The 20,113-nt window shown below is 44.3% G+C and carries 18 protein-coding genes, 1 rRNA gene and 1 pseudogene; 15 read left to right on the top strand and 5 right to left on the bottom strand.

Annotated elements, in window-relative coordinates:
* The first annotated feature begins 176 nt into the window (after window positions 1–176).
* The 10 genes from FTU72_RS04855 (at window position 177) to FTU72_RS04810 (ending at window position 9,222) form a co-directional block, all read left to right on the top strand.
* The gene (locus tag FTU72_RS04855) at window positions 177–332 is read left to right on the top strand and encodes a hypothetical protein (RefSeq protein WP_004781372.1); all 156 of its coding nucleotides are present in this window, start codon (window positions 177–179) and stop codon (window positions 330–332) included.
* 306 nt (window positions 333–638) lie between these two features.
* On the top strand, window positions 639–1,034 hold the full coding sequence (locus FTU72_RS04850) for an RcnB family protein (RefSeq protein WP_180052498.1): 396 nt from the start codon (window positions 639–641) through the stop codon (window positions 1,032–1,034).
* Between the two features lie 222 nt (window positions 1,035–1,256).
* Window positions 1,257–1,619, top strand: a complete 363-nt coding sequence (locus tag FTU72_RS04845) for an RcnB family protein (RefSeq protein ID WP_166137582.1) — start codon at window positions 1,257–1,259, stop codon at window positions 1,617–1,619.
* Between the two features lie 132 nt (window positions 1,620–1,751).
* On the top strand, window positions 1,752–3,095 hold the full coding sequence (gene argA / locus FTU72_RS04840) for an amino-acid N-acetyltransferase (RefSeq protein ID WP_180017304.1): 1,344 nt from the start codon (window positions 1,752–1,754) through the stop codon (window positions 3,093–3,095).
* A gap of 335 nt (window positions 3,096–3,430) precedes the next feature.
* The gene (locus tag FTU72_RS04835) at window positions 3,431–4,390 is read left to right on the top strand and encodes a sulfonate ABC transporter substrate-binding protein (protein WP_180017306.1); all 960 of its coding nucleotides are present in this window, start codon (window positions 3,431–3,433) and stop codon (window positions 4,388–4,390) included.
* Between the two features lie 88 nt (window positions 4,391–4,478).
* Window positions 4,479–5,411, top strand: a complete 933-nt coding sequence (locus tag FTU72_RS04830) for a sulfonate ABC transporter substrate-binding protein (RefSeq protein ID WP_257218576.1) — start codon at window positions 4,479–4,481, stop codon at window positions 5,409–5,411.
* A gap of 16 nt (window positions 5,412–5,427) precedes the next feature.
* Window positions 5,428–6,603 (top strand): FMNH2-dependent alkanesulfonate monooxygenase, encoded by a 1,176-nt coding sequence (ssuD, locus tag FTU72_RS04825; RefSeq protein WP_159124170.1) that lies wholly within the window; start codon window positions 5,428–5,430, stop codon window positions 6,601–6,603.
* A complete protein-coding gene (gene ssuC, locus FTU72_RS04820; RefSeq protein ID WP_179991885.1) occupies window positions 6,603–7,418 on the top strand; it encodes an aliphatic sulfonate ABC transporter permease SsuC in 816 nt (271 codons plus the stop codon). The genes ssuD and ssuC overlap by 1 nt, the downstream gene beginning before the upstream one ends.
* 25 nt (window positions 7,419–7,443) lie before the next feature.
* Window positions 7,444–8,250, top strand: coding sequence for an ATP-binding cassette domain-containing protein (locus FTU72_RS04815; RefSeq protein WP_180052497.1), 807 nt, complete (start codon window positions 7,444–7,446; stop codon window positions 8,248–8,250).
* A 348-nt stretch (window positions 8,251–8,598) separates the two neighbouring features.
* On the top strand, window positions 8,599–9,222 hold the full coding sequence (locus FTU72_RS04810) for a TetR/AcrR family transcriptional regulator (protein WP_005232857.1): 624 nt from the start codon (window positions 8,599–8,601) through the stop codon (window positions 9,220–9,222).
* Window positions 9,223–9,294: 72 nt separating this feature from the next.
* On the opposite strand, the gene FTU72_RS04805 is transcribed toward FTU72_RS04810, so the two are convergent.
* Window positions 9,295–9,858: a 5'-nucleosidase gene (locus FTU72_RS04805; protein WP_180002554.1), complete on the bottom strand. Its 564-nt coding sequence runs from the start codon at window positions 9,856–9,858 to the stop codon at window positions 9,295–9,297.
* 255 nt (window positions 9,859–10,113) lie between these two features.
* Here FTU72_RS04805 and ribF point away from each other — a divergent pair, with 255 nt between their 5' ends.
* The 5 genes from ribF to FTU72_RS04780 all read left to right on the top strand — a co-directional run bounded on the left by ribF (window position 10,114) and on the right by FTU72_RS04780 (window position 15,709).
* Entirely contained in the window at window positions 10,114–11,115 is a 1,002-nt protein-coding gene (gene ribF, locus FTU72_RS04800; protein ID WP_180052496.1) for a bifunctional riboflavin kinase/FAD synthetase, read from the top strand.
* Window positions 11,116–11,179: 64 nt separating this feature from the next.
* Window positions 11,180–14,026: an isoleucine--tRNA ligase gene (gene ileS / locus FTU72_RS04795; protein WP_180052495.1), complete on the top strand. Its 2,847-nt coding sequence runs from the start codon at window positions 11,180–11,182 to the stop codon at window positions 14,024–14,026.
* Window positions 14,019–14,558 (top strand): signal peptidase II, encoded by a 540-nt coding sequence (gene lspA, locus FTU72_RS04790; RefSeq protein ID WP_004781354.1) that lies wholly within the window; start codon window positions 14,019–14,021, stop codon window positions 14,556–14,558. Before ileS ends, lspA begins: the two co-directional genes overlap by 8 nt.
* The gene (locus tag FTU72_RS04785; RefSeq protein WP_125278879.1) at window positions 14,551–15,033 is read left to right on the top strand and encodes a peptidylprolyl isomerase; all 483 of its coding nucleotides are present in this window, start codon (window positions 14,551–14,553) and stop codon (window positions 15,031–15,033) included. The genes lspA and FTU72_RS04785 overlap by 8 nt, the downstream gene beginning before the upstream one ends.
* Before the next feature lie 133 nt (window positions 15,034–15,166).
* Entirely contained in the window at window positions 15,167–15,709 is a 543-nt protein-coding gene (locus FTU72_RS04780; RefSeq protein WP_005232867.1) for an NADPH-dependent FMN reductase, read from the top strand.
* Window positions 15,710–15,963: 254 nt separating this feature from the next.
* On the opposite strand, the pseudogene FTU72_RS16505 reads toward FTU72_RS04780, so the two are convergent.
* The 4 genes and pseudogenes from FTU72_RS16505 to rrf all read right to left on the bottom strand — a co-directional run.
* Window positions 15,964–16,359, bottom strand: a pseudogene (locus FTU72_RS16505) (tautomerase family protein).
* A 375-nt stretch (window positions 16,360–16,734) separates the two neighbouring features.
* Window positions 16,735–17,892 (bottom strand): PQQ-dependent sugar dehydrogenase, encoded by a 1,158-nt coding sequence (locus FTU72_RS04770; protein ID WP_180052494.1) that lies wholly within the window; start codon window positions 17,890–17,892, stop codon window positions 16,735–16,737.
* A gap of 143 nt (window positions 17,893–18,035) precedes the next feature.
* Complete coding sequence (locus tag FTU72_RS04765; protein ID WP_180052493.1) at window positions 18,036–19,496, bottom strand: GGDEF domain-containing protein; 1,461 nt, start codon at window positions 19,494–19,496, stop codon at window positions 18,036–18,038.
* 513 nt (window positions 19,497–20,009) lie between these two features.
* Window positions 20,010–20,113, bottom strand: a 5S ribosomal RNA gene (rrf, locus tag FTU72_RS04760); the annotation flags it as partial.

Raw genomic sequence — 20,113 nt, 5'->3', positions numbered from 1 at the left:
ATTAGATCCCGAAAGAGCGCATTTACGGATAGTGCGCTTTTCTTATCCTTAAATTCTTTAAAAAAAAAGATATAAATCGTTTTAATGAATCAATAATATAAAATTATTCGGTTTTCCAAATTAATATAAAATTTTTATAATGCTTTTCAAGTTAAGTCAAAGCGAAGGAAAATTTAATGGCAGACCAAAAACGTAAAACTGAAACTATTCGTCGTATTGAAAACTTGCAGTTATCAACTGCCCTGATTTTGGCTTTAGAAGATGCAGTCGAGGCAGAGTCTGTGGCTGAAGCCATTCAGTCCTTACAGGGTTTAACGGAACAGTGGAATTGAAAAATTGCAATGACTGAATCAAGATCTGGTGCTTAAAAAGAATATTTTTCCACTAATTTGAGACGGTTTTGATACACAATTCAGGACATTGCGCTTGCATCTTGATCCCGGTTTTGCTGAAATGCCAATGGGGCTGGGTATAACTGGTCAACTGACTGAAGTGCATCCTAAGCTTATGTAAAATCATGGCATAATCATAATTTCTCTGTAATTGATATAAAACTTCAGCCAGTTCTTCACAGTTTCTCTGCAATTTTTCCGTACATTAGTTACTGTAAAAAATGAACAATTGAATGAGGGTTCAACATGAAAAAGGTTCTGGTAGCATTAGCGATGTCTTGCAGTGCATTCATGCTGGCAAATGTTGCAAACGCTGCCCCTAATTTCAATGATGAACAGCGTATGGAACGGGGTTCGGGCCATCATCAGGCCAAGAAAGCGCGTGGGTTCCATGACGATCACCAAGACCAGTATGATAAACGTCGTATGCGTGAAGAACGTGGTGTTAAACGTCTGCAACAGTTACGCTGGCAGCCTGGCTATGTCATGCCGCAGCATTATCGCAGTAATGGCTACAAGGTCGAATATAAGGACCATAAACTGCCTAAACCAGACCGTAAGCAGCAATGGTACAAAGTCAACAATGACTACATTCTGGTGAACTCTGAAAATAACAGTATTGTCCGGATTATCGGAGACTGATTTAGAACCTGATGCAAAGCCCAACCTCGTTTGGGCTTTTTGATTTTTCGGATGAGCCTTTTTAGGCTTTTTCTTATTTTAGAGCTTTCCTTTTAATCGTGGCTAATCTCCTAAATTCCTTCATGAATTTAACAATTCCACTAAACTGGCCTCACGCTTTCTATCTACTTATTCGCTAATTTAATCTCATCGAAAACATGTACAGATTTTTAGGTGAGAGCCATGAAAAAAGTTTTAACTACAATTGCCTTATCTCTTAGTGCGCTGGTTGCTACTTCTGCAATGGCCGCACCGCAGCATCATGATCCACGTTATGCACCACATAAACCGGCACCGCACTGGGATCATAAAGATGCGAAAAAATGGGATGATCGTCGTTACAACAACCGTGGGGTTAACCCAAGCCGTGACTGGCGCGTAGGTCAAAAACTGCCAAACCAGTACGATAACCGTCGCTTTGAAGTCAGTGGCTATGAAGCACGCCGTCTGCCGAAAGCAGGTAAAAACCAGCAATGGTACAAAATCAATGGTGACTATGTACTAGTCAATGATCGTAACGACAAGATTGTTCGAATCATCAACTAATCATTCTCTTTTCTGCCCTTCTAGCAGACACCTGAAGCTCGCTTCAGGTGTTTTTTTATCTCTGTACTTCCACTTCAGTATTTTTTCATTAGAATCAAAGCTAGATCTTTAAATATTGAAATAGGCACAGCTATGACTGCAGCAGAAACCTCACCGAGCAACACCTTGCAATATGTGCACTGGTTTCGCCATTCTGCGCCTTATATCAATGCTCATCGCAATAAAACCTTTGTGATCATGTTTGATGGTGAAGCGGTATTGCATGGCAACTTTCAGCACATCATTCATGATATTGCCCTGCTCAATTCTTTAGGAATCCGCCTGATTCTGGTACATGGCGCGCGTCCGCAAATTAACCAGAATCTGGCTGCGAGTGGCTTCGAGACCCCCTTCCACCAGCAGCGTCGGGTCACAACTCGTGAATCCTTAAGCTGTGTACTGAATGCAGTAGGATCGATCCGTTTACAGATTGAGGCGCTATTGTCGATGGGGCTGGCCAATTCACCCATGTATGGTGCGCGCATTGATGCCGTTTCAGGAAATTTTGTGACAGCTAAACCTTATGGCATCCGTGACGGGGTCGATTTTCAGTTAACTGGTGAAGTTCGGGCCATTGATACTGATGCGATTCAACGTCATCTGAACAATCATAATATTGTGATTCTCGGTCCGACCGGCTATTCAACCACAGGCGAAGTTTTTAACCTTCTAGCTGAGGAAGTTGCCACCAAAACTGCGACTCGCCTCAAAGCCGATAAACTGATTATCTTGGGTCGAGAGCATGGTCTGCTCGACAGTAAGGGTCAGTTAAAACGGGAAGTAACCCCACAGCAACTGGATGACTATATTCTTTCTGATGAACAGGATATTGAAATTCGGCTCCAGCTCAAGGCCGCTCAGGAAGCTTCCCGAAATGGCGTCAATCGCGTTCACCTGATTTCGTATACCTATGACGGCGCCTTGCTGGAAGAACTGTTCACCCGGGATGGTTCCGGCACCATGATCACCGATGCGCATTATGAAGAAGTGCGTATGGCCGATATTCAGGATGTCGGTGGCCTGATCCGCTTGCTTCGCCCCTTGGAAGAAGAAGGCATTCTGGTTTACCGTTCGCGGGAACGTCTGGAAAATGAAATTGACCAGTTCGCGGTAATTGAGCGTGACGGCATGATTCTGGCCTGTGCTGCCCTGTATCCGATTCCGACTACGGGCAATGAACTGCGTTCCGCAGAAATCGCCTGCGTTGCAGTAGATCCAAGTTACCGTCAATCCAACCGCGGTAGCCAGATCCTGCATTATCTGGAAGATAAGGCCAAAAGTCTGGGTATTCAGCAACTGTTTATTTTAACGACCCGTACTGCACACTGGTTTCTGGAACAGGGTTTTGAACCGGCATCAGTAGATGATTTGCCTGATGCCCGACAGGCTTTTTATAATTATCAGCGCAATTCAATTGTCTGTAAAAAGTCACTTTAAAGTGACTTTTTTATGCGCTCTCATATCTCTATTTTAGATAATGATATTCATAAAACCTGCATTCAGCATAAAAATCTTATTGCTGATTTTCTAATAAGCATATCTGGCCACTTTATTTAGAATAAATAATTTTATATTTCATTGCCTTATATAAATAATTCTTTCTTCCTAAATTAATGTGTAAATCACTTTCCTGCATAAGTTTTGCACTTTTTTATTTATCTTTTTTCTTCATTAGAAATTCCTGAATAGTTATTTTTTTAGAAAAGTAAAAAGCTTTAGCGTATGCCTAAGCTCTTCATTTCACATTTCTAAATTTTCAGGAGTTCTGATTCATGCGCCAATCACACATTCAATTATTCACAAAAACTGCGGTCCTTAGTGCTGCGGTGGCTGGCGTGATGATGCTTTCTGGCTGTGGCAAAAAACAGGAAGCCGTGACCCTGAATATTGGTTTCCAGAAATATGGCGTACTGCCGATCTTAAAAGAACGTGGCACCTTAGAAACGTCATTAAAAGAACAAGGCGTGAATGTGAAATGGGTTGAATTCCCGGCTGGTCCTCAGTTGCTTGAAGGCTTGAATGTCGGCAGCGTATCTTTTGGTGAAGCCGGTGAAGCGCCACCGATCTTTGCTCAAGCAGCGAATTCAAATCTGGTCTATGTGGCCAATCAGCCTGAAGCACCGAAAGCTGAAGCGCTAATCGTACAAAAAGATTCGAATATCCAGTCAGTTCAGGATCTGAAAGGCAAACGTGTTGCCTTAAATAAAGGCTCAAATGTTCATTACTTACTACTTAAAGTCCTTGAAGCCAACAATCTGAAACTCAGTGATATCGAAGTGGTTTACCTGCCACCTTCTGATGCCCGTGCCGCTTTTGAACGCGGTGCTGTCGATGCCTGGGTGATCTGGGACCCGTTCTTCGCTGCAGCAGAACATCAGATTAGTGCGCGTGTCATCGCAACGGGTGAGAACATCATCAGTAACCATCAGTTCTATCTGGCAGATCGCAAGTTCGCTGAAGCCAACCCACAGATTATTGAAGCTGTCGTGAATGAACTCAACCTGACCACTGAGTGGGTTTCTGCTCATCAGGATGAAGCCGCCAAACTTCTGGAAAAACCGACAGGCCTGGCCTTTGATGTATTGAAAACGTCTATTTCACGCATGGGTTTTGGAGTAAAACCACTCACTCCCGAAGTGGCACAAAAACAACAACAAGTGGCTGATGCTTTCTATGGTCAGCAACTGATTCCAGCCAAACTGAATATTCAATCTGCAATTATCGCGAAGTAAACCAAAGAACAATTTAGGGGATTTAATCATGACTCAACATCAGCTACACAACAAAGCAATCACATGGTTCAAGACCTCCAGTCATGGAATGAACGCTGCATTAGTTGCTTGCGCGATGTTGGGTTCAAGTGCCGCTTGGGCAGTAGATCCTTCTGTTAAACAGCTTCGTGTGGGCTATCAAAAAGCTTCTGTGAACCTGGTGATTGCACAGCAGCAAAAACTGTTTGAAAAAGAATTTCCAAATGCAAAAATCAGCTGGAATGAATTCCCAGGCGGACCACAAATTCTAGAAGCATTGGCGGTAGGTTCTATCGATGTGGGTGCAACTGGAGATACACCTCCTGTCTACGCTCAGGCAGGCAATAAGCCATTGCACTATTTTGCTTATGAAACTGCAAAACCTTTATCTTCTGCCATTCTGGTCCAGCATAATTCCAAAATTACCAAGCTGAGCCAGCTCAAAGGTAAACGTGTTGGCGTGCACCGCGGTTCAAGCTCACATTATTTACTGGTACAGGCAGTACGCAAAGCGGGTCTGCAATGGACCGATATCCAGCCGGTCTGGCTAAGCCCTGCTGATGCGCGTGCAGCTTTCCAGAAAGGGGCGATTGATGCCTGGGCGATTTGGGATCCGTACTATGCTGCGGCTCAAGTAGAAGATAAAGCCAGAGTTTTATCTTCAGGCAAGGGCTTAAGTCCAAATTATACCTTTTACCTGGCTTCAGAAAATTTAATCAAAAATCATCCGCAAGCCTTAAAAGGCATTATCAAGCAGGTCAATGTTGCAGATAAATGGGTACAAAGCCATAAGGCTGAAACTGCAAGCATCTTTGCACAAAGTACCGGTCTAAAACCGATTGTCAGCCAGACCTTTATCCAGCGTCGTCCGAATCCGTCTGGTGCGGCACCGCTCACCAAGAAAGTAATTGCCGATCAGCAGGAACTCGCAAACCGTTTCAGCGAACTCAAGATCATTCCGAAATCTATCAATATTCAGCAAGCCGTTTGGGCAGGCAAATAATCTAAGGATCAAAGACATGAAAATTTTCTGGTTTATCCCGACACATGGCGACAGCCGCTACTTAGGTACCAGCAAAGGTGCACGCCAGGTTGATCATGCCTACATGAAGCAGATTGCGGTTGCGGTCGATAATCTTGGTTATGAAGGTGTATTAATCCCGACTGGCCGTTCATGTGAAGATCCATGGTTAACTGCAGCCAGCCTGATTGATGCTACTAAAAAACTGAAATTCCTCGTCGCGCTGCGTCCAGGTGTTACTACGCCTGCCCTGACTGCACGTATGGCTGCAACCTTTGACCGTCTGTCTGGTGGCCGTGTATTGCTGAACCTGGTGACGGGTGGTGATGAGCAAGAGCTAAAAGGCGACGGCGTTTATGAAGATCATGCAACACGCTACAAGACTGCAGCTGAATACACCACCATCTGGCGTGAAATCCTGACCCGTTCACATACCGGCGAAAGCTTCACTTTCCATGGCGAACGTCTCAGTGTAGATGATGCCAAACTGCTTTATCCACCAGTTCAAAAACCATATCCACCACTCTGGTTCGGTGGTTCTTCAGATGCAGCCGTTGAACTGGCCACTGATCAGGTTGACACTTACCTGACTTGGGGTGAGCCACCTGCAGCAGTGAAAGAAAAAATTGAAAATGTGCGTGCCAAAGCGGAAGCGAAAGGTCGCAAGCTGAGCTACGGTATCCGTCTGCATGTGATCGTGCGTGAAACCAATGAAGAAGCATGGAGAGCAGCAGACGAGCTCATCCAGTATGTGGATGATGCCACTATTGCTGCTGCACAAGCGAAATTCAAGCAAATGGACTCTGTCGGCCAACGTCGTATGGCTGAGCTGCACAATGGCGACCGTAGCAAACTCGAAGTGTCTCCAAACCTGTGGGCAGGTGTAGGTCTGGTACGTGGCGGTGCAGGTACAGCGCTTGTAGGTGATCCAGAAACTGTCGCAGCACGTATTCAGGAATATGCTGATCTAGGTATCGATACCTTCATTTTCTCAGGCTACCCACATCTGGAAGAATCGATCCGTTTTGCGGAACTGGTATTCCCATTACTTCCGCTTGAAACTCAGCAAAAACTGGCTCAGCCAAACCTGACTGGTCCATTCGGTGAGATTGTGGCAAATAACTACACTCCAGATGAGAACAAGAAGGCTGAGAGTATTCAGGAGCCAGCTTAATGTCGAAAGTCGTTTCAGTTGAAACCCTCGCAGAAAAGAAGGTTTCACGTGGAACAATTCTGGAGCAGCATCTGCTGCCCTGGCTGGTTCCAATTTTCTTGATTGCAGTTTGGCAAATTGCCTCTAGCACAGGCCTGCTGGAAAGCCGGATTCTGCCTGCACCGAGTGCCGTGGTTTTAGCCTTCTGGAATTTATTGCTCAGCGGTGAACTGTGGACGCATGTGCAAGTCAGTGCAGGACGTGCCATCAGCGGATTATTGGTAGGTGGTGGTTTGGGTCTATTGCTGGGTCTGTTAAATGGTTCATCCAAAACTGCCTCTACCCTGCTCGACACCACCTTGCAGATGATCCGCAATATTCCTGCACTGGCACTCATTCCCCTAGTCATCTTATGGTTCGGGATTGATGAATCAGCCAAGCTGTTCCTGGTCGCGATTGGTGTGTTTTTCCCAATCTACATCAATACCTATCATGGGATTCGTTCAGTCGATCCCCAGCTGATTGAAATGGGTAAAAGCTATGGCCTGACTCGCTGGCAGCTTTATAAAGAAATCATCCTGCCAGGGGCAATGCCTTCAATTCTGGTCGGCCTACGTTTTTCACTCGGTCTGGTCTGGGTACTGCTGATTGTGGCGGAAACGATTTCTGCCCAGTCCGGTATCGGTTATATGACCATGAACGCGCGTGAATTCCTGCAAACTGATGTCGTACTGGTGGGTATTTTACTGTATGCCCTGCTCGGTAAACTGGCAGATGTCCTAGCCGTGGCCTTAGAACGATTCCTGCTGCGCTGGCATGCTGGCTATCAAAAATAATTGAAAAAATATTGAGGAGCATGTGATGACTGATCTCAGCTTAGGGCGTCTTGCCAATGATCCGACTGCAGTGCAGGAGCCTGCTGCAACCGACATCAATCCCAATGCCGTTGCGGGTGCCGAAATCATTATTGAACAGCTGCACAAGTTCTATGGTTCGGTGAAGGTACTGGAATATCTGGACCTGCATATTCAGCCGGGTGAATTTCTGGCGATTGTTGGCCGTAGTGGTTGTGGTAAAAGTACCCTGCTCCGTCTGATTGCAGATTTAGAAAAACAGAGCTATGGCGAAATTAAATTCAAGTCCGCACGTCATATCCGTGAAGGCATCACCGCTGATGATATCCGCGTGATGTTCCAGGATCCGCGTTTATTGCCATGGCGCAGCATCGAACAGAACGTGCAACTCGGCTTACCCAAAGACCAGCATGACAATGCATCACAAATGCTGGAGAAAGTCGGCTTAAAAGAAAAAGCTGGACTTTGGCCTTCACAACTGTCTGGTGGTCAGCGTCAGCGTACAGCTCTGGCACGTGCCTTGTCACATAAGCCACGTATTTTATTGCTAGATGAACCACTTGGTGCGCTGGATGCCCTGACCCGTCTGGATATGCAGAACCTAATTGAAAAATTATGGACTGAACAGGGCTTTACCGCGATTCTGGTCACCCATGACGTGAGTGAAGCCGTACAACTGGCAGACCGGATTATCCTGTTGGATAAAGGCCATATTGCCAAAGAGTTCAAAGTTGATCTTCCACGTCCACGACAAAAGAATGTGAAATTCGCCGAACTTGAACAGCAGGTTCTGAATGCCGTTCTGGCAACCTAAAATGTGAGGGAATCTGGAATAACTGTTTATTCTGGATTCCTTATTTCGAATCAAGAGAATATCTGTCTCACTGATTATTTATTCAGCAATTGGCAAAATTTCAACTTCATTCATTAATTTTATTTTAACTTTATGATGCTTCAAGGTAATAATTAGTACTTAAAAAATCATCAACCTTTTCAAAAGCTTGGTTTTTAATTCCTGCGCCTTAAACCGATACTAATTATATCTTTAATCTAAAGAATAAATCATCATTATTCATAAAATTAGCACCTGACTTGATGCACAAATCTGATGATTTGACGTACAATTAAAAATTCCCTTTTTAATTGTTTTTAATATTTGCTGATGGAACAAAAAAAGAGTACTCAAAAACGCAACCAGCTGCTGAATGCTGCACTCGATGTTTTTTCCCTATACGGTTTTAATGGGGCGAGTTTAGATGAGATCGCGCAAATTGCAGAAATGCATAAGTCGAATATTTTCTATTATTACGAAAATAAAGAGGCGCTCTATGTAGAGGTTTTAACGACCGTTCTACAAAAATGGCTGGCACCTTTACAAATGCTAGAAGCTGATCTTGAGCCTGAAGAAGCGATTACCAATTATTTGATGCAAAAAATTGAAGTATCGCGTACCCAGCCTAAAGCTTCACGCCTGTTCGCTCTGGAAGTGATTCAGGGTGCGCCGCACATTTTAGAAATCTTAAAAGGTCCATTGAAAAAACTGGTCAAGCGTAAAGCCAAAGTGATTTCAAACTGGCAGGAACAAGGCAAGATTTCTAAAGATATCGATCCTGAACTGCTGATTCTGAATATCTGGGCGGTAACCCAGAACTATGCAGATTTCGCGACTCAGATGGAAATGGTAACAGGCAAGACCTTACGTAACCGCAGCATGCAACAACGGATTATCCAGCATACTGTACATATGATGCTGTACGGCGTACTTCCGCGTACACAAGAAAAATAGGTCAACGCAAAAATTATTTGGCATACGACCATAAATTTTATGGTCGCCGACCCCTTCTCTCACCCTTTATTATTATTTTAACGTTCGATATAAATTCAATAATTTCTGCGCACCCAGCAGCAGATTCTCTTCCCAGTCCAAGTGAGCGCTATCATCTGCACCGTCAGTAATATATTTGACTGAAATCAGGCGCACATCCAATTTTCTGCATACCTTGGCCAGCGCATAGCCTTCCATATCCACCAGCTGACAAGCCACTTTTGGTAAGTCTATTTCAAAGCTGTCCCCTGTTCCACAAACCCCTTTCGGTAAATGGGCAAAGAACGGTTCCAGATCAATTGCACCCGGCAAATGATTATCCATCGGGGTAATGCCGACGTCAAACCCCAAGGGTGAAACATCCATATCACGTTGTACAAAACGGTTAACTTCAACCAGTTCATGCGCCTTGAAATGGGAACTGCCTGCGGTGCCGAGATTAATCAGGGTTTTACAGCGAGTTTTCTGAATTACTTCAAAGGCCTTAAAAGCAGCATTCACCTTGCCGATGCCACTATAGTAGACTTCTACACCTTCTGCTTCGAACAAACCTTTGGATTCACTGGCCAATGCCATGATGAGCGCTGAATCTGACATGCAAACTACCCGGGACTGAGAAAACCGTGACATTAGAAAGCAAAATCCAGGCAATGAAAAGCGGGTTTTTAGATTTCTGTTTTGCAGATCTCATGCTTAAATAACAGCAAAAGATTCTTGGATGGCACACTTTCTTCTTGATGTGTTTCGTGATTTTTCAATAATTTTTTTGCATAAAAACACAACAGCAAGACGAATCGTTGAGATTATGGCAATATATAGCCTTTCCTATTTTTCAATTCCCTGATTTCGCCTATGCAGCTGCTCCGTCTCAATGCTTTAGCGTCACATTCTGAATTGCCAAAAACCGCCGTTACGATTGGTAATTTTGACGGCGTGCATCTGGGTCATCAGGCCATGATCAAACAGTTAAAAGCTGTTGCAGAAGCTGAACAACTAAAAACTGTTGTGATGATCTTCGAGCCACAACCGCTTGAATTTTTTAAAGGTTATGAAGCACCGCCACGTATTTCTTCTTTGCGTGAAAAGGTAGAATATCTAAGCGAACTGGGTGTGGACTATATTGCGGTCGCCAAGTTTGATCATCATTTCCGAAGCCTGAATGCCGAAGCCTTTGCCGACATTCTGAAAGATAAACTGAATGCAGCACATCTGGTCTTGGGGGATGATTTTCACTTTGGTAAAAACCGTCAAGGTAATAGTGAATTCCTGCGAGACTACGGATTTAAGGTTACCAACCTGCATACCATTGCCTTGGATGGTGAACGGGTCAGTTCTACCCGCATCCGTCAGACTCTGCAAGCGGGTGACCTGGCTCTGGCAGCCAAATTACTGGGACGTCCTTATAGTATTACCGGCCGGGTGCAATACGGCGACCAGATTGGCCGTACCATTGATTTCCCGACCATTAATGTCCGGTTAAACCGGCATAGACCCTGTCTGCAGGGTATTTATGGGGTTGAAGTCGTCTGTGAAACCGGATCACTCAGCGCCAAGGTTCAGCAAGAAAATCCTGAACAGCCGGGTATTGCCGGCTATGATCAGGGCAGCCTGTTTGGTGCCGGTCATGTAGGTACCCGCCCTGCGATCAAACAGACTCATCCGGAATGGCGATTAGAAGTACATTTTCCTGATGTTTCTGCTAATCTGTATGGCCTGTTAATGCGGGTAACCTTCTTGAATTATCTGCATGGCGAAAAAGATTATCCTTCGCTTGAAGCGTTAAAGGCCGGAATTGATGATGATGTTGAGAAACTGCTTGAGTTTCGTCGAAAACACCCCACATTTCCCTTTTAATGTCCCGTATTTTTATTGTAAAACGTGTCAGTCTAATGACTGATTAAATTGGAAGACAACTTGCATGAGCGATAAGCAAACTCCTGAAAATGCAGTGGATTATAAAGCCACGCTGAACCTCCCAGGTACTGACTTTGCAATGAAAGCAAATCTGGCAGTACGTGAAGCGAAATGGTTAGAAGAGTGGTATGCCGATGACATTTATCAGCAGATTCGTGCATCGCGAATTGGCAAGAAAAAATACGTGCTTCATGATGGCCCTCCATATGCCAATGGCCAGATTCACTTAGGTCATGCAGTCAACAAGGTACTTAAAGACATCATCATTAAAAGCCGCATCATGGACGGCTTTGATGCGCCTTATGTGCCAGGCTGGGATTGTCACGGTCTTCCAATTGAACTGAAAGTTGAAGAAAAAGTCGGTAAGGTCGGCGTTAAAGTGGATGCGCCTACTTTCCGTAAAGCTTGCCGCGAATATGCATTGAGTCAGGTGGAGCTACAGAAAAAAGACTTCATCCGTATGGGCGTGTTTGGTGACTGGAGCAATCCTTACCTCACCATGAACTTCAAGCAAGAAGCCAACATCGTGCGTTCACTCGGTGAAATCGCGAAAAATGGCCATATCCAGCCAGGTCTTAAACCGGTGAACTGGTGTCTGGACTGTGGTTCAGCACTGGCTGAAGCTGAAGTTGAATATGAAGATAAAAAGTCAGACGCGATTGACGTGGGTTTCACCGTGGTTGATCTGGCGGATCTGTCTGCACGTTTAGGTGTTGAAGTTAAAGACTCAACCGATATCGTGATCTGGACGACTACGCCTTGGACCCTGCCTGCGAATCAGGCGGTTGCTCTGCACGCTGAAATTGAATACCAATTGGTTGTTGCACGTGGTGAAGATAAAGCGGCGCAAAACTTTATCCTAGCTAAAGATCTGGTTGAATCTGCGACTGAACGTTATGGTTTTAATGCGGTTGAAGTAATTGCAGATTTTGCCGGTGCGAAACTTGAGAATCTGGTACTACAACATCCTTTAATCGCTGAGCGTCAAGTGCCAGTGATTCTGGGTGAACACGTTATTGCAACCAGCGGTACTGGTGCTGTACATACTGCACCTGGCCACGGTGTGGACGATTATAAAGTTGGTCTGCTGTATAACCTGAAAGTAGATAATCCTGTAGGTGGTAATGGTGTGTATTTACCGACTTCACCACTATTTGCAGGCGAGCACATCTACAAGGCCAATCCCCAAATTATTGCGGCACTTGGCGAAGCTAACAAGCTATGGGCACATAAGCCTATCAAGCATAGCTACCCGCACTGCTGGCGTCATAAAACTCCAATCATCTTCCGTGCGACCCCACAATGGTTCATCAGCATGGATGAAAAAGGTCTGCGTCAGGGCGCATTGAATGCCATTGAAAATGACATCAGCTTCGTTCCGGATTGGGGTAAAAACCGTATCCAGGCAATGATCGAAGGCCGTCCGGACTGGTGTATCTCACGTCAACGTACTTGGGGCGTGCCAATCCCATTCTTCGTGCACAAAGACACCAATGAACTGCACCCGCGTACACCTGAACTGATCGAAGAAGTGGCTAAACTGATCGAACAGGAAGGTATTGATGCCTGGTATAACCGTGAAGCGAAAGACTTCATTGGTGATGATGCTGAGCAGTACAACGCGGTTCGCGATACCTTAGACGTATGGTTTGACTCTGGTACAACTCACTATGCAGTGCTGCGTGACCGTGAAGAGTTAACTGATCCGGCTGATCTGTATCTTGAAGGCTCTGACCAACACCGTGGCTGGTTCCAGTCTTCATTATTGACCTCTATGGCAATCAATCAACGTGCGCCATATAAAGGTCTGCTGACTCACGGTTTCGTGGTTGATGAGAAAGGTCGCAAGATGTCGAAATCGCTGGGTAATATTATTACTCCGCAAGACATTATCAAGAACATGGGTGCAGACGGCCTGCGTTTCTGGATCGCTTCAGCAGATTACCGTTATGAAATGACCGCAGGTAAAGAAATTTTTAACCGTGCATCAGATGGTTACCGTCGTATCCGTAATACCCTGCGTTTCTTGCTGGCGAATTTGAATGGCTTCAATCCGGAAACTGACGCACTACCTGTAGATCAACTGATTGCACTGGATCAATACATCCTGCAACGCGCCAATGATGTACAGGAAACCATCAAGAAAGCATATGAAGATATGAACTTCCATATCGTGACCAATGCCTTGACCAATTTCTGTATTAACGACCTCGGTGGTTTCTACTTAGACATCATCAAAGACCGTCAGTACACCACTAAAGCAGATTCACAGGCACGTCATTCTGCGCAAACTGCGCTGTATCATCTGGTACAAGCCTTTGTTCGCTGGATGGCACCAATCCTGAGCTTCACCGCTCAAGAAGCATGGCCACTAATTCCAGGTCAAAGCGAGAAATATGTGTTCACTGCTGAATGGTACGATATTCCAGTTTCAGCACAGGCAAACCTGTTGTCTGAAGCAGACTGGCAAACCCTGATTACAGTGAAATCTGCGGTGAACAAGCACATTGAAAATGCGCGTAACGAGAAACTGGTGGGTTCAAACCTGTCTGCCAAAGTTGAGCTGTGGGCCAATGATGAACTGAAAGCTGTTCTAGACCGTCTGGGTGATGAGCTGCGTTTCGTTCTGATCACTTCTCAGGTGATCGTGAATCCGTTTGATGCTGCTCAAGGCAATGACGCTGAACTTGAAGGTCTACGCGTGAAAGTATCTGCGGCAGATGGCGAGAAATGTGTACGCTGCTGGCATGTACTTCCTGATGTGAATACACATGCCTTACATCCAGGACTATGCGGTCGTTGTATCATTAACCTCCCGAGCGGCCAAGGTGAAGAGAGAAAATATGCCTAACCCACAGCAGAAAAAGGGTCTGTTCCAGTTCTATCCTCACAATTTGTGGTGGATTGGACTGGCTATTCTGGCGATCATTCTAGATCAATGGACCAAATGGATTGCGGTAACACATCTGGAATATGCAGATCCGGTGCCCGTCCTGCCCTTTTTAAATTGGACACTGTTACATAACTATGGCGCTGCCTTTAGTTTCTTGTCCGATGCCGGTGGCTGGCAACGTTATTTCTTTACCTCTCTTGCAGGCTTAGTGTCTGTGGTTTTCGTGTTCTGGCTGATGCGTATGCCAAAGAGCATGAAAGTATTACCATTAGCGGTTGCCCTGATTCTGGGTGGTGCTATTGGTAACCTGATTGATCGCATTTCTTTAGGTTATGTGGTTGACTTTATTCATGTCTATTATCAGAACAGCCACTTCCCTGCTTTTAATATTGCGGATAGTGCCATTACTTTAGGTACGATTCTGCTGCTGATTGATACGTTTTTCCTGGAAAAACACCGAATTCAACGTGCACAGGCGCAACATGACTGATTTTATTAATCCTAACGAGGAAACTCGTGTTGAAGACGGCTCTAAAGTCGAGCTTCATTTTTCTGTCGCGATCGAAAGTGGCGTAGAAATTGACAATACCCGTAGCCGTGAAGAACCGGTAAGCCTGACCATTGGTGATGGCAACCTATTACCAGGCTTTGAAAAAGCCTTGATGGGCTTGCGTGCTGGTGACCGTCGTACTGTCAGCCTTCCACCCGAAGAAGCTTTTGGTCCGTGGAATCCTGAAAATGTTCAAAAATTTGATACGGTGAAATTTGGCGAACGTCCGATCGAAGGTCACATGATCGAGTTTGAAGACAAGGCCAAATCGACTTTGTATGGCGTAGTAAGATCCGTAAATGATGATATTACCGAAGTGGACTTTAATCATCCTCTTGCAGGTAAAAATATCACCTTTGAAGTCGAAATCTTCAAAGTCACTCCGGCTGGCCAGCAAGGCGTGAAGCTGATGTAATATCAGCTAATCACATGATTTAAAAGAGCTCCTTCGGGAGCTTTTTTAGTTTCTAGATACAAATCCTCTCTAGTCTCTATTAATAAATCTGATTAATTTAATTTGATGAGAATACGATAAGAAAGGGAAAGATATGAAAATTTATATTGTGGTTGGCAGTGTGCGTGAAGGACGTACAGCAATTAAGGTCGCACATTGGGTACTACAGGAAATTAAAAAATATGGTTTTAGCACGCTTGAAACCGAACTTGTCGACTTAAAAGAATGGGACCTTCCGCTTTTTGCTGGTTCTCATCCTCCATTGACCGGTATTTATGATCAGCCGAAACAGCAGGAATGGGCCGACTTTATTGCCCTTGCGGATGCATTTATTTTTATCAGCCCTGAATATAACCATGGCTATAGCCCAGCATTAAAGAATGCCCTGGATTATCTGGCCAAGGAATGGCAAGGCAAACCGGCAGCTTATATCGGTTATGGCGTCACCAACGGCTCACGTTCCATTGATCAGATCCGTCAGGTCGGCACTCAGCTCGGTATGGTGGATACCAATGCGATTGTAGAGCTGCGGGACATTTTTAGTCGCAATAAAGACTACAGCTTTGAAGGGAATGAATTCGACAATAAAACACTCAGAGATGTCGTGGATAAGCTGATCCAGTATGTCAGTGCCTGAGGACGACAGCGATGTGCGCTTTAGCCTACAGGCAGCGCAGAATTTGTCGGCTATTCCCACTTTCAGTTCAAGGCTATAGTTTGATTCATAGACAGACAGGAAGTCTGCAAAGCGATACAACAACAATAAAAAGCGCAGAGTAACAGGACGTTGACAGGTCAGACAGGAGTCAGATCTGAAAAGCAAATCCAGAAAAGCCTCAACAGGATGTTGGGGCTTTTTTGTATTTAAAATCTGGTATTTTTCTAAAAAGGTCAGATCTCTACATTAAAGCCTAAATTGACATCACAGGCTGCTTGTCCGCCTCGGATTCCCCAGTTTTCCAATGGACTTTCCTGCAGATGAATCAGGATATGGTCAGACGGAATGCCCAGTTTTCCCAAGCTTTCTACACTCTGTTGATACAGTTTGCGCTTGGTCTCCAGACTTCGGCCAGCGAAGCAGTCAATACTGATCTAGGTAAAATATTCAGGCTGGGCCAGATGAACCATATATTGAAAACGATAGGCTTCATGTACCACCAGCCGGATATTACGGTCATAGTCAGGCAGTTGAAAGGCATTTTTCACACAGTGAAATACGCTGTCGAGTAACTGCTCTTCATCAGCCTGGGAATATTGCTGCCGGACTTCAATTTGAACGGTAGGCATGTGCTTCTTCTTTTTATTATTTTATTGAATTCTTTTAGATATTTTTTATTGAATAGAGAGATGAGCTTTAATAAGGTCTTCTATCTCTACCATATCGTAAAATTGTCCTGATAACTTGGGATTTGATCGGACAAATATTTTCAAGTGAGCTTGTCGCCTCTGGCCTACAGCAGATGCGGTCAATGTCTCTACTCGGTCTTTCTGACTCAGGCTATATTGAGTGCATACCAAGACAGGAAGCCTTGCAAAAACAAGAATAAAACATCGGCAGGATGCTGATTGATACCGGAGGATAGGTATCTGAGCTAAATTTGAAAAGGCCCTCACAGGAGTTGGGGCCTTTTTCTTTCATTCTGATATTAACTATTTAGCTTTTTACTGAGATGCGATCATATTAAGCAACTTGGCTTTTGGACCATCTTCAATCACCCAGAATGAGCCATCTTTGGCCTGGATCGCACCACGAATCCGCTCTTTCATATCCAGTCGCTGTATTTCTTTCGCAGGATTTTGAGTGGTATCGATTACAATCATTGCCTGAGAAGACAGACCTGTAGCAATGGCTTTATTTTTCCATTGAGGAAAGCTATTGCCAGTATAGAACAGCAAGTCTGAAGGAGAGATTACGGGAGTCCAATCTAATGCCGGTGCTTCGAACTCTGGTCGGGTACTGTGATTTGGAATCGGCTTGCCATCATAATGCTCCCCATTAGAGACAATCGGATAGCCATAATTTTTGCCCTTCATCACTTTATTCAGCTCATCACCACCTTTAGGCCCCATTTCAATCACCCAAAGCTGCCCTTGTGGATCAAATGCCAGACCGAGAGGATTACGGTGTCCCAGACTCCAGACCTGCTTGGCAATTTCACCCTGATTCATAAATGGATTATCGGAAGGAATTGAACCATCATCATTCAGACGAATAATCTTGCCGGCATTGGATTTCATATCTTGAGCTGGATTAAATTGCTGACGTTCACCCGAACTGATCCAGAGTTTGTTATCTGAGCCAAAGATAATCCGGTGCCCATAATGGCCCTGACCGGAAGAAAATTTCGGTACCTGAGTCCAGATTTTTTTGATCTGAGTGAGTTGTGGTGTGCTCTTGGTGAGATCCAACTTGCCACGAACCACGACTGCACCATAACCACCCTGCCCTTGTTCAGCATAACTGAGATATACCCACTGATTCTTGGCAAAGTCAGGATGGAGTACAACATCGCCTAAGCCACCTTGTCCGCCATAGGCCACTTGAGGAATACCCTGAACAGTTTGAGTGCTGCGATTGGCTGGATTAAATAATTTTAACTTTCCAGATCTTTCGGTAATCAGTAAACGTTGATCTGGCAGCTCAGTGAGTGCCCAGGGCTCATTCAATTGTGCAAATTCTTCGACTTTATAGGCTTGCTGTGTGGTTTTGGCAGCGGATTGTCCAGCTGGGGATGCTGAAGTCTTGTCTTGGGCACAGGCAGTCAGGCTATAGGAACCTAAGCCTAATAATAAAATTGCTGCTATTTGAGTCTGTTTCATTGTTATTCTTCATGCTAATTTCATTCAGATAAGTACCAATTTAGCATTCCGGACAGCGGCTAAAATAATAAAAAAGTAAAGGAATCGTAAGCGGATATAACTTGATCAGATAAAGATAGCTGATGTATTGATTGGATTTTTTATTACTTAATACAGGCTGAATCACGAAGAATTTTCGCCTGATACAGCTGCTGATCAGCTGTTTTCAGTAAACGGTCAACATTTCTATAGATATGCTCAGCGTCCATAATCGTTGCTCCAACACTGATACTAATCCAGGTTTTGTCATCACTACGATTGGCATGTTCCAAATTGAGCTGACGAAGAGCCTCACAAAGTTGCTCGGCAAAAGCTTTAGCTTCCTGCAAGGAAATATCTGCCAGTAAAACCGCAAATTCCTCACCCCCATAACGTGCCAGAAAGCCATTTTCAGGTAATATTTGCTGAATGGTTCGAACCAGTCTTTTTAAAATATAGTCACCTTTGAGATGGCCATAATAGTCATTATAGTTTTTAAAATAATCCACATCGATCATATAAACAGCCAGCGAAGTCTGATTTGCGATTGCATGTTCATATTGCTGCTGAAGCTGTTCATTTAAGGCAAAGCGATTATAGGCACCTGTCAGCGAATCCAACCTCACCTGCTGCGCGAGTTTCTCATTAAGCAAGGTGATATCACGCGTACGGTCCTGAACCTTCTGATCAAGTTCTTTATTCAGGCGCAAAAGCTGCTTGTTTAACAACTCGGTATTAATACTTTGCACCGCATAATCACGGCTGAGCTGAAAGGTAATTAAAATAAAATAGGCACAAGAGGTATAAAATGCAATTTCAACTGAATCAATCACCTTTAAAGCAAGTAAATAGTCATGCAAGAAGGTCAGGCAGACCAGCGCCACCGCAATAGAATTAATCTTGGAATAACGCACATCCGATTTGTGCATGCGGTAAGCGCCATAAAGCAGATTAATAAAAACCAGTACTGCAATACTAAAGCTTTGGAAAAAGAAGCTCTGGAAGATATAAGGCAGCGTAAACAGGGTCACAGCCACATTGATACTAATTAACAAAGCTGTGATTTTTAATAAATAAGGATTTAACAGTCGATACGGCAATAAATAGATATAAATCAAGAAGAACAGAGTCGCCAATTCAGTCAGTAAATACTCAAATCGTGTGCCCCATACCCAGGAAATATTCGTGAATAAAGTATAAATGAATGGGACTGCAAAGAAGCTACGTAGGCTCAAGCACAGAATAAATAACCCTAGAAACAGCAGCAAATTACCTGCTTGCGTTTTAAGGCTGCGAAATATTGCAAAGAACACCATAAAGCAGCCAATCATCAGTAGAACGCCACTGATCACACTTAAAGGAATCACCTGATCATAAAACTTATCCAGAATAGGCTGATTAAAGCCAATAAACATGCTGTTTTCCAGCCCGCCACGGATATGGTGATAACTTGAAGCCTGAATGGTAATCGTCACTTCCCGCTGTGAGGGAAAGAAAGAAGCCAACTTTGGCGCCATCATGGTCTGATGCTGACCATGTATGCCTACCTGCCCTACTTCTATCAGGAGATGATCATCGACATACATGCGATAAGCCCCATACTGATAAGGCACATAAATATAAACCGCATGATTGATGACTGATTCAGGTAGCCTGAAGGCTTTTTGAAAAGTTCCAATATGGTCTTTATGACCTGTTAAGGTCAGGAAAGAATTAGGTAAATGAACTTTTTCAGCAGCAAGAGTCTGATTAGAGGAAGTTAACTGAGATGGTCACTGCCCAGAAGTGGGATCAATCAGCTGATTGGGGTAGAAATCCCATTCTCCATCGAGTTTGACATACTGATGATGATCAAAATTTAATTCTGTTACAGCGTATAGCTGTGGAGAAATCAAACTGAGCCATATCAACACAAATGTGTTTATGAGAATCTGCTGCATATGACTCAGAGAATAAAAAATATTTACACGAGTAGTATAACATTTTACAGCTGATCAGAGATTATACAGCTGTAAAAAATTAGTCGTTAAAGAGAGAAAAGTGATTATATAAATATAAAAAAAGCCCTCTGCGTTTAGCAGAGGGCTTTTGGAATAATGAGCTGGCGATGACTTACTCTCACATGGGAGACCCCACACTACCATCAGCGCTAAGAGGTTTCACTTCTGAGTTCGGGAAGGGATCAGGTGGTTCACTCTTGCTA

Source organism: Acinetobacter sp. YH12137, from assembly GCF_013418535.1.
Lineage (GTDB): Bacteria > Pseudomonadota > Gammaproteobacteria > Pseudomonadales > Moraxellaceae > Acinetobacter.
The sequence above is the reverse complement of the archived record's forward strand: the minus strand, read 5'-3'. Positions and strand labels throughout refer to the sequence as shown.

Excerpts from the sequence above, each read along its gene's own strand:
- FTU72_RS04785 (WP_125278879.1), top strand. The coding sequence starts at position 14,551 with ATGACTGATTTTATTAATCCTAACGAGGAAACTCGTGTTGAAGACGGC.
- FTU72_RS04770 (WP_180052494.1), bottom strand. The coding sequence starts at position 17,892 with ATGAAACAGACTCAAATAGCAGCAATTTTATTATTAGGCTTAGGTTCC.
- ssuC (WP_179991885.1), top strand. The coding sequence starts at position 6,603 with ATGTCGAAAGTCGTTTCAGTTGAAACCCTCGCAGAAAAGAAGGTTTCA.
- FTU72_RS04855 (WP_004781372.1), top strand. The coding sequence starts at position 177 with ATGGCAGACCAAAAACGTAAAACTGAAACTATTCGTCGTATTGAAAAC.
- argA (WP_180017304.1), top strand. The coding sequence starts at position 1,752 with ATGACTGCAGCAGAAACCTCACCGAGCAACACCTTGCAATATGTGCAC.
- ileS (WP_180052495.1), top strand. The coding sequence starts at position 11,180 with ATGAGCGATAAGCAAACTCCTGAAAATGCAGTGGATTATAAAGCCACG.
- ssuD (WP_159124170.1), top strand. The coding sequence starts at position 5,428 with ATGAAAATTTTCTGGTTTATCCCGACACATGGCGACAGCCGCTACTTA.
- FTU72_RS04835 (WP_180017306.1), top strand. The coding sequence starts at position 3,431 with ATGCGCCAATCACACATTCAATTATTCACAAAAACTGCGGTCCTTAGT.
- FTU72_RS04845 (WP_166137582.1), top strand. The coding sequence starts at position 1,257 with ATGAAAAAAGTTTTAACTACAATTGCCTTATCTCTTAGTGCGCTGGTT.
- FTU72_RS04815 (WP_180052497.1), top strand. The coding sequence starts at position 7,444 with ATGACTGATCTCAGCTTAGGGCGTCTTGCCAATGATCCGACTGCAGTG.
- FTU72_RS04830 (WP_257218576.1), top strand. The coding sequence starts at position 4,479 with ATGAACGCTGCATTAGTTGCTTGCGCGATGTTGGGTTCAAGTGCCGCT.
- FTU72_RS04850 (WP_180052498.1), top strand. The coding sequence starts at position 639 with ATGAAAAAGGTTCTGGTAGCATTAGCGATGTCTTGCAGTGCATTCATG.
- lspA (WP_004781354.1), top strand. The coding sequence starts at position 14,019 with ATGCCTAACCCACAGCAGAAAAAGGGTCTGTTCCAGTTCTATCCTCAC.
- FTU72_RS04810 (WP_005232857.1), top strand. The coding sequence starts at position 8,599 with ATGGAACAAAAAAAGAGTACTCAAAAACGCAACCAGCTGCTGAATGCT.
- FTU72_RS04805 (WP_180002554.1), bottom strand. The coding sequence starts at position 9,858 with ATGTCAGATTCAGCGCTCATCATGGCATTGGCCAGTGAATCCAAAGGT.
- FTU72_RS04780 (WP_005232867.1), top strand. The coding sequence starts at position 15,167 with ATGAAAATTTATATTGTGGTTGGCAGTGTGCGTGAAGGACGTACAGCA.
- ribF (WP_180052496.1), top strand. The coding sequence starts at position 10,114 with ATGCAGCTGCTCCGTCTCAATGCTTTAGCGTCACATTCTGAATTGCCA.
- FTU72_RS04765 (WP_180052493.1), bottom strand. The coding sequence starts at position 19,496 with ATGTATGTCGATGATCATCTCCTGATAGAAGTAGGGCAGGTAGGCATA.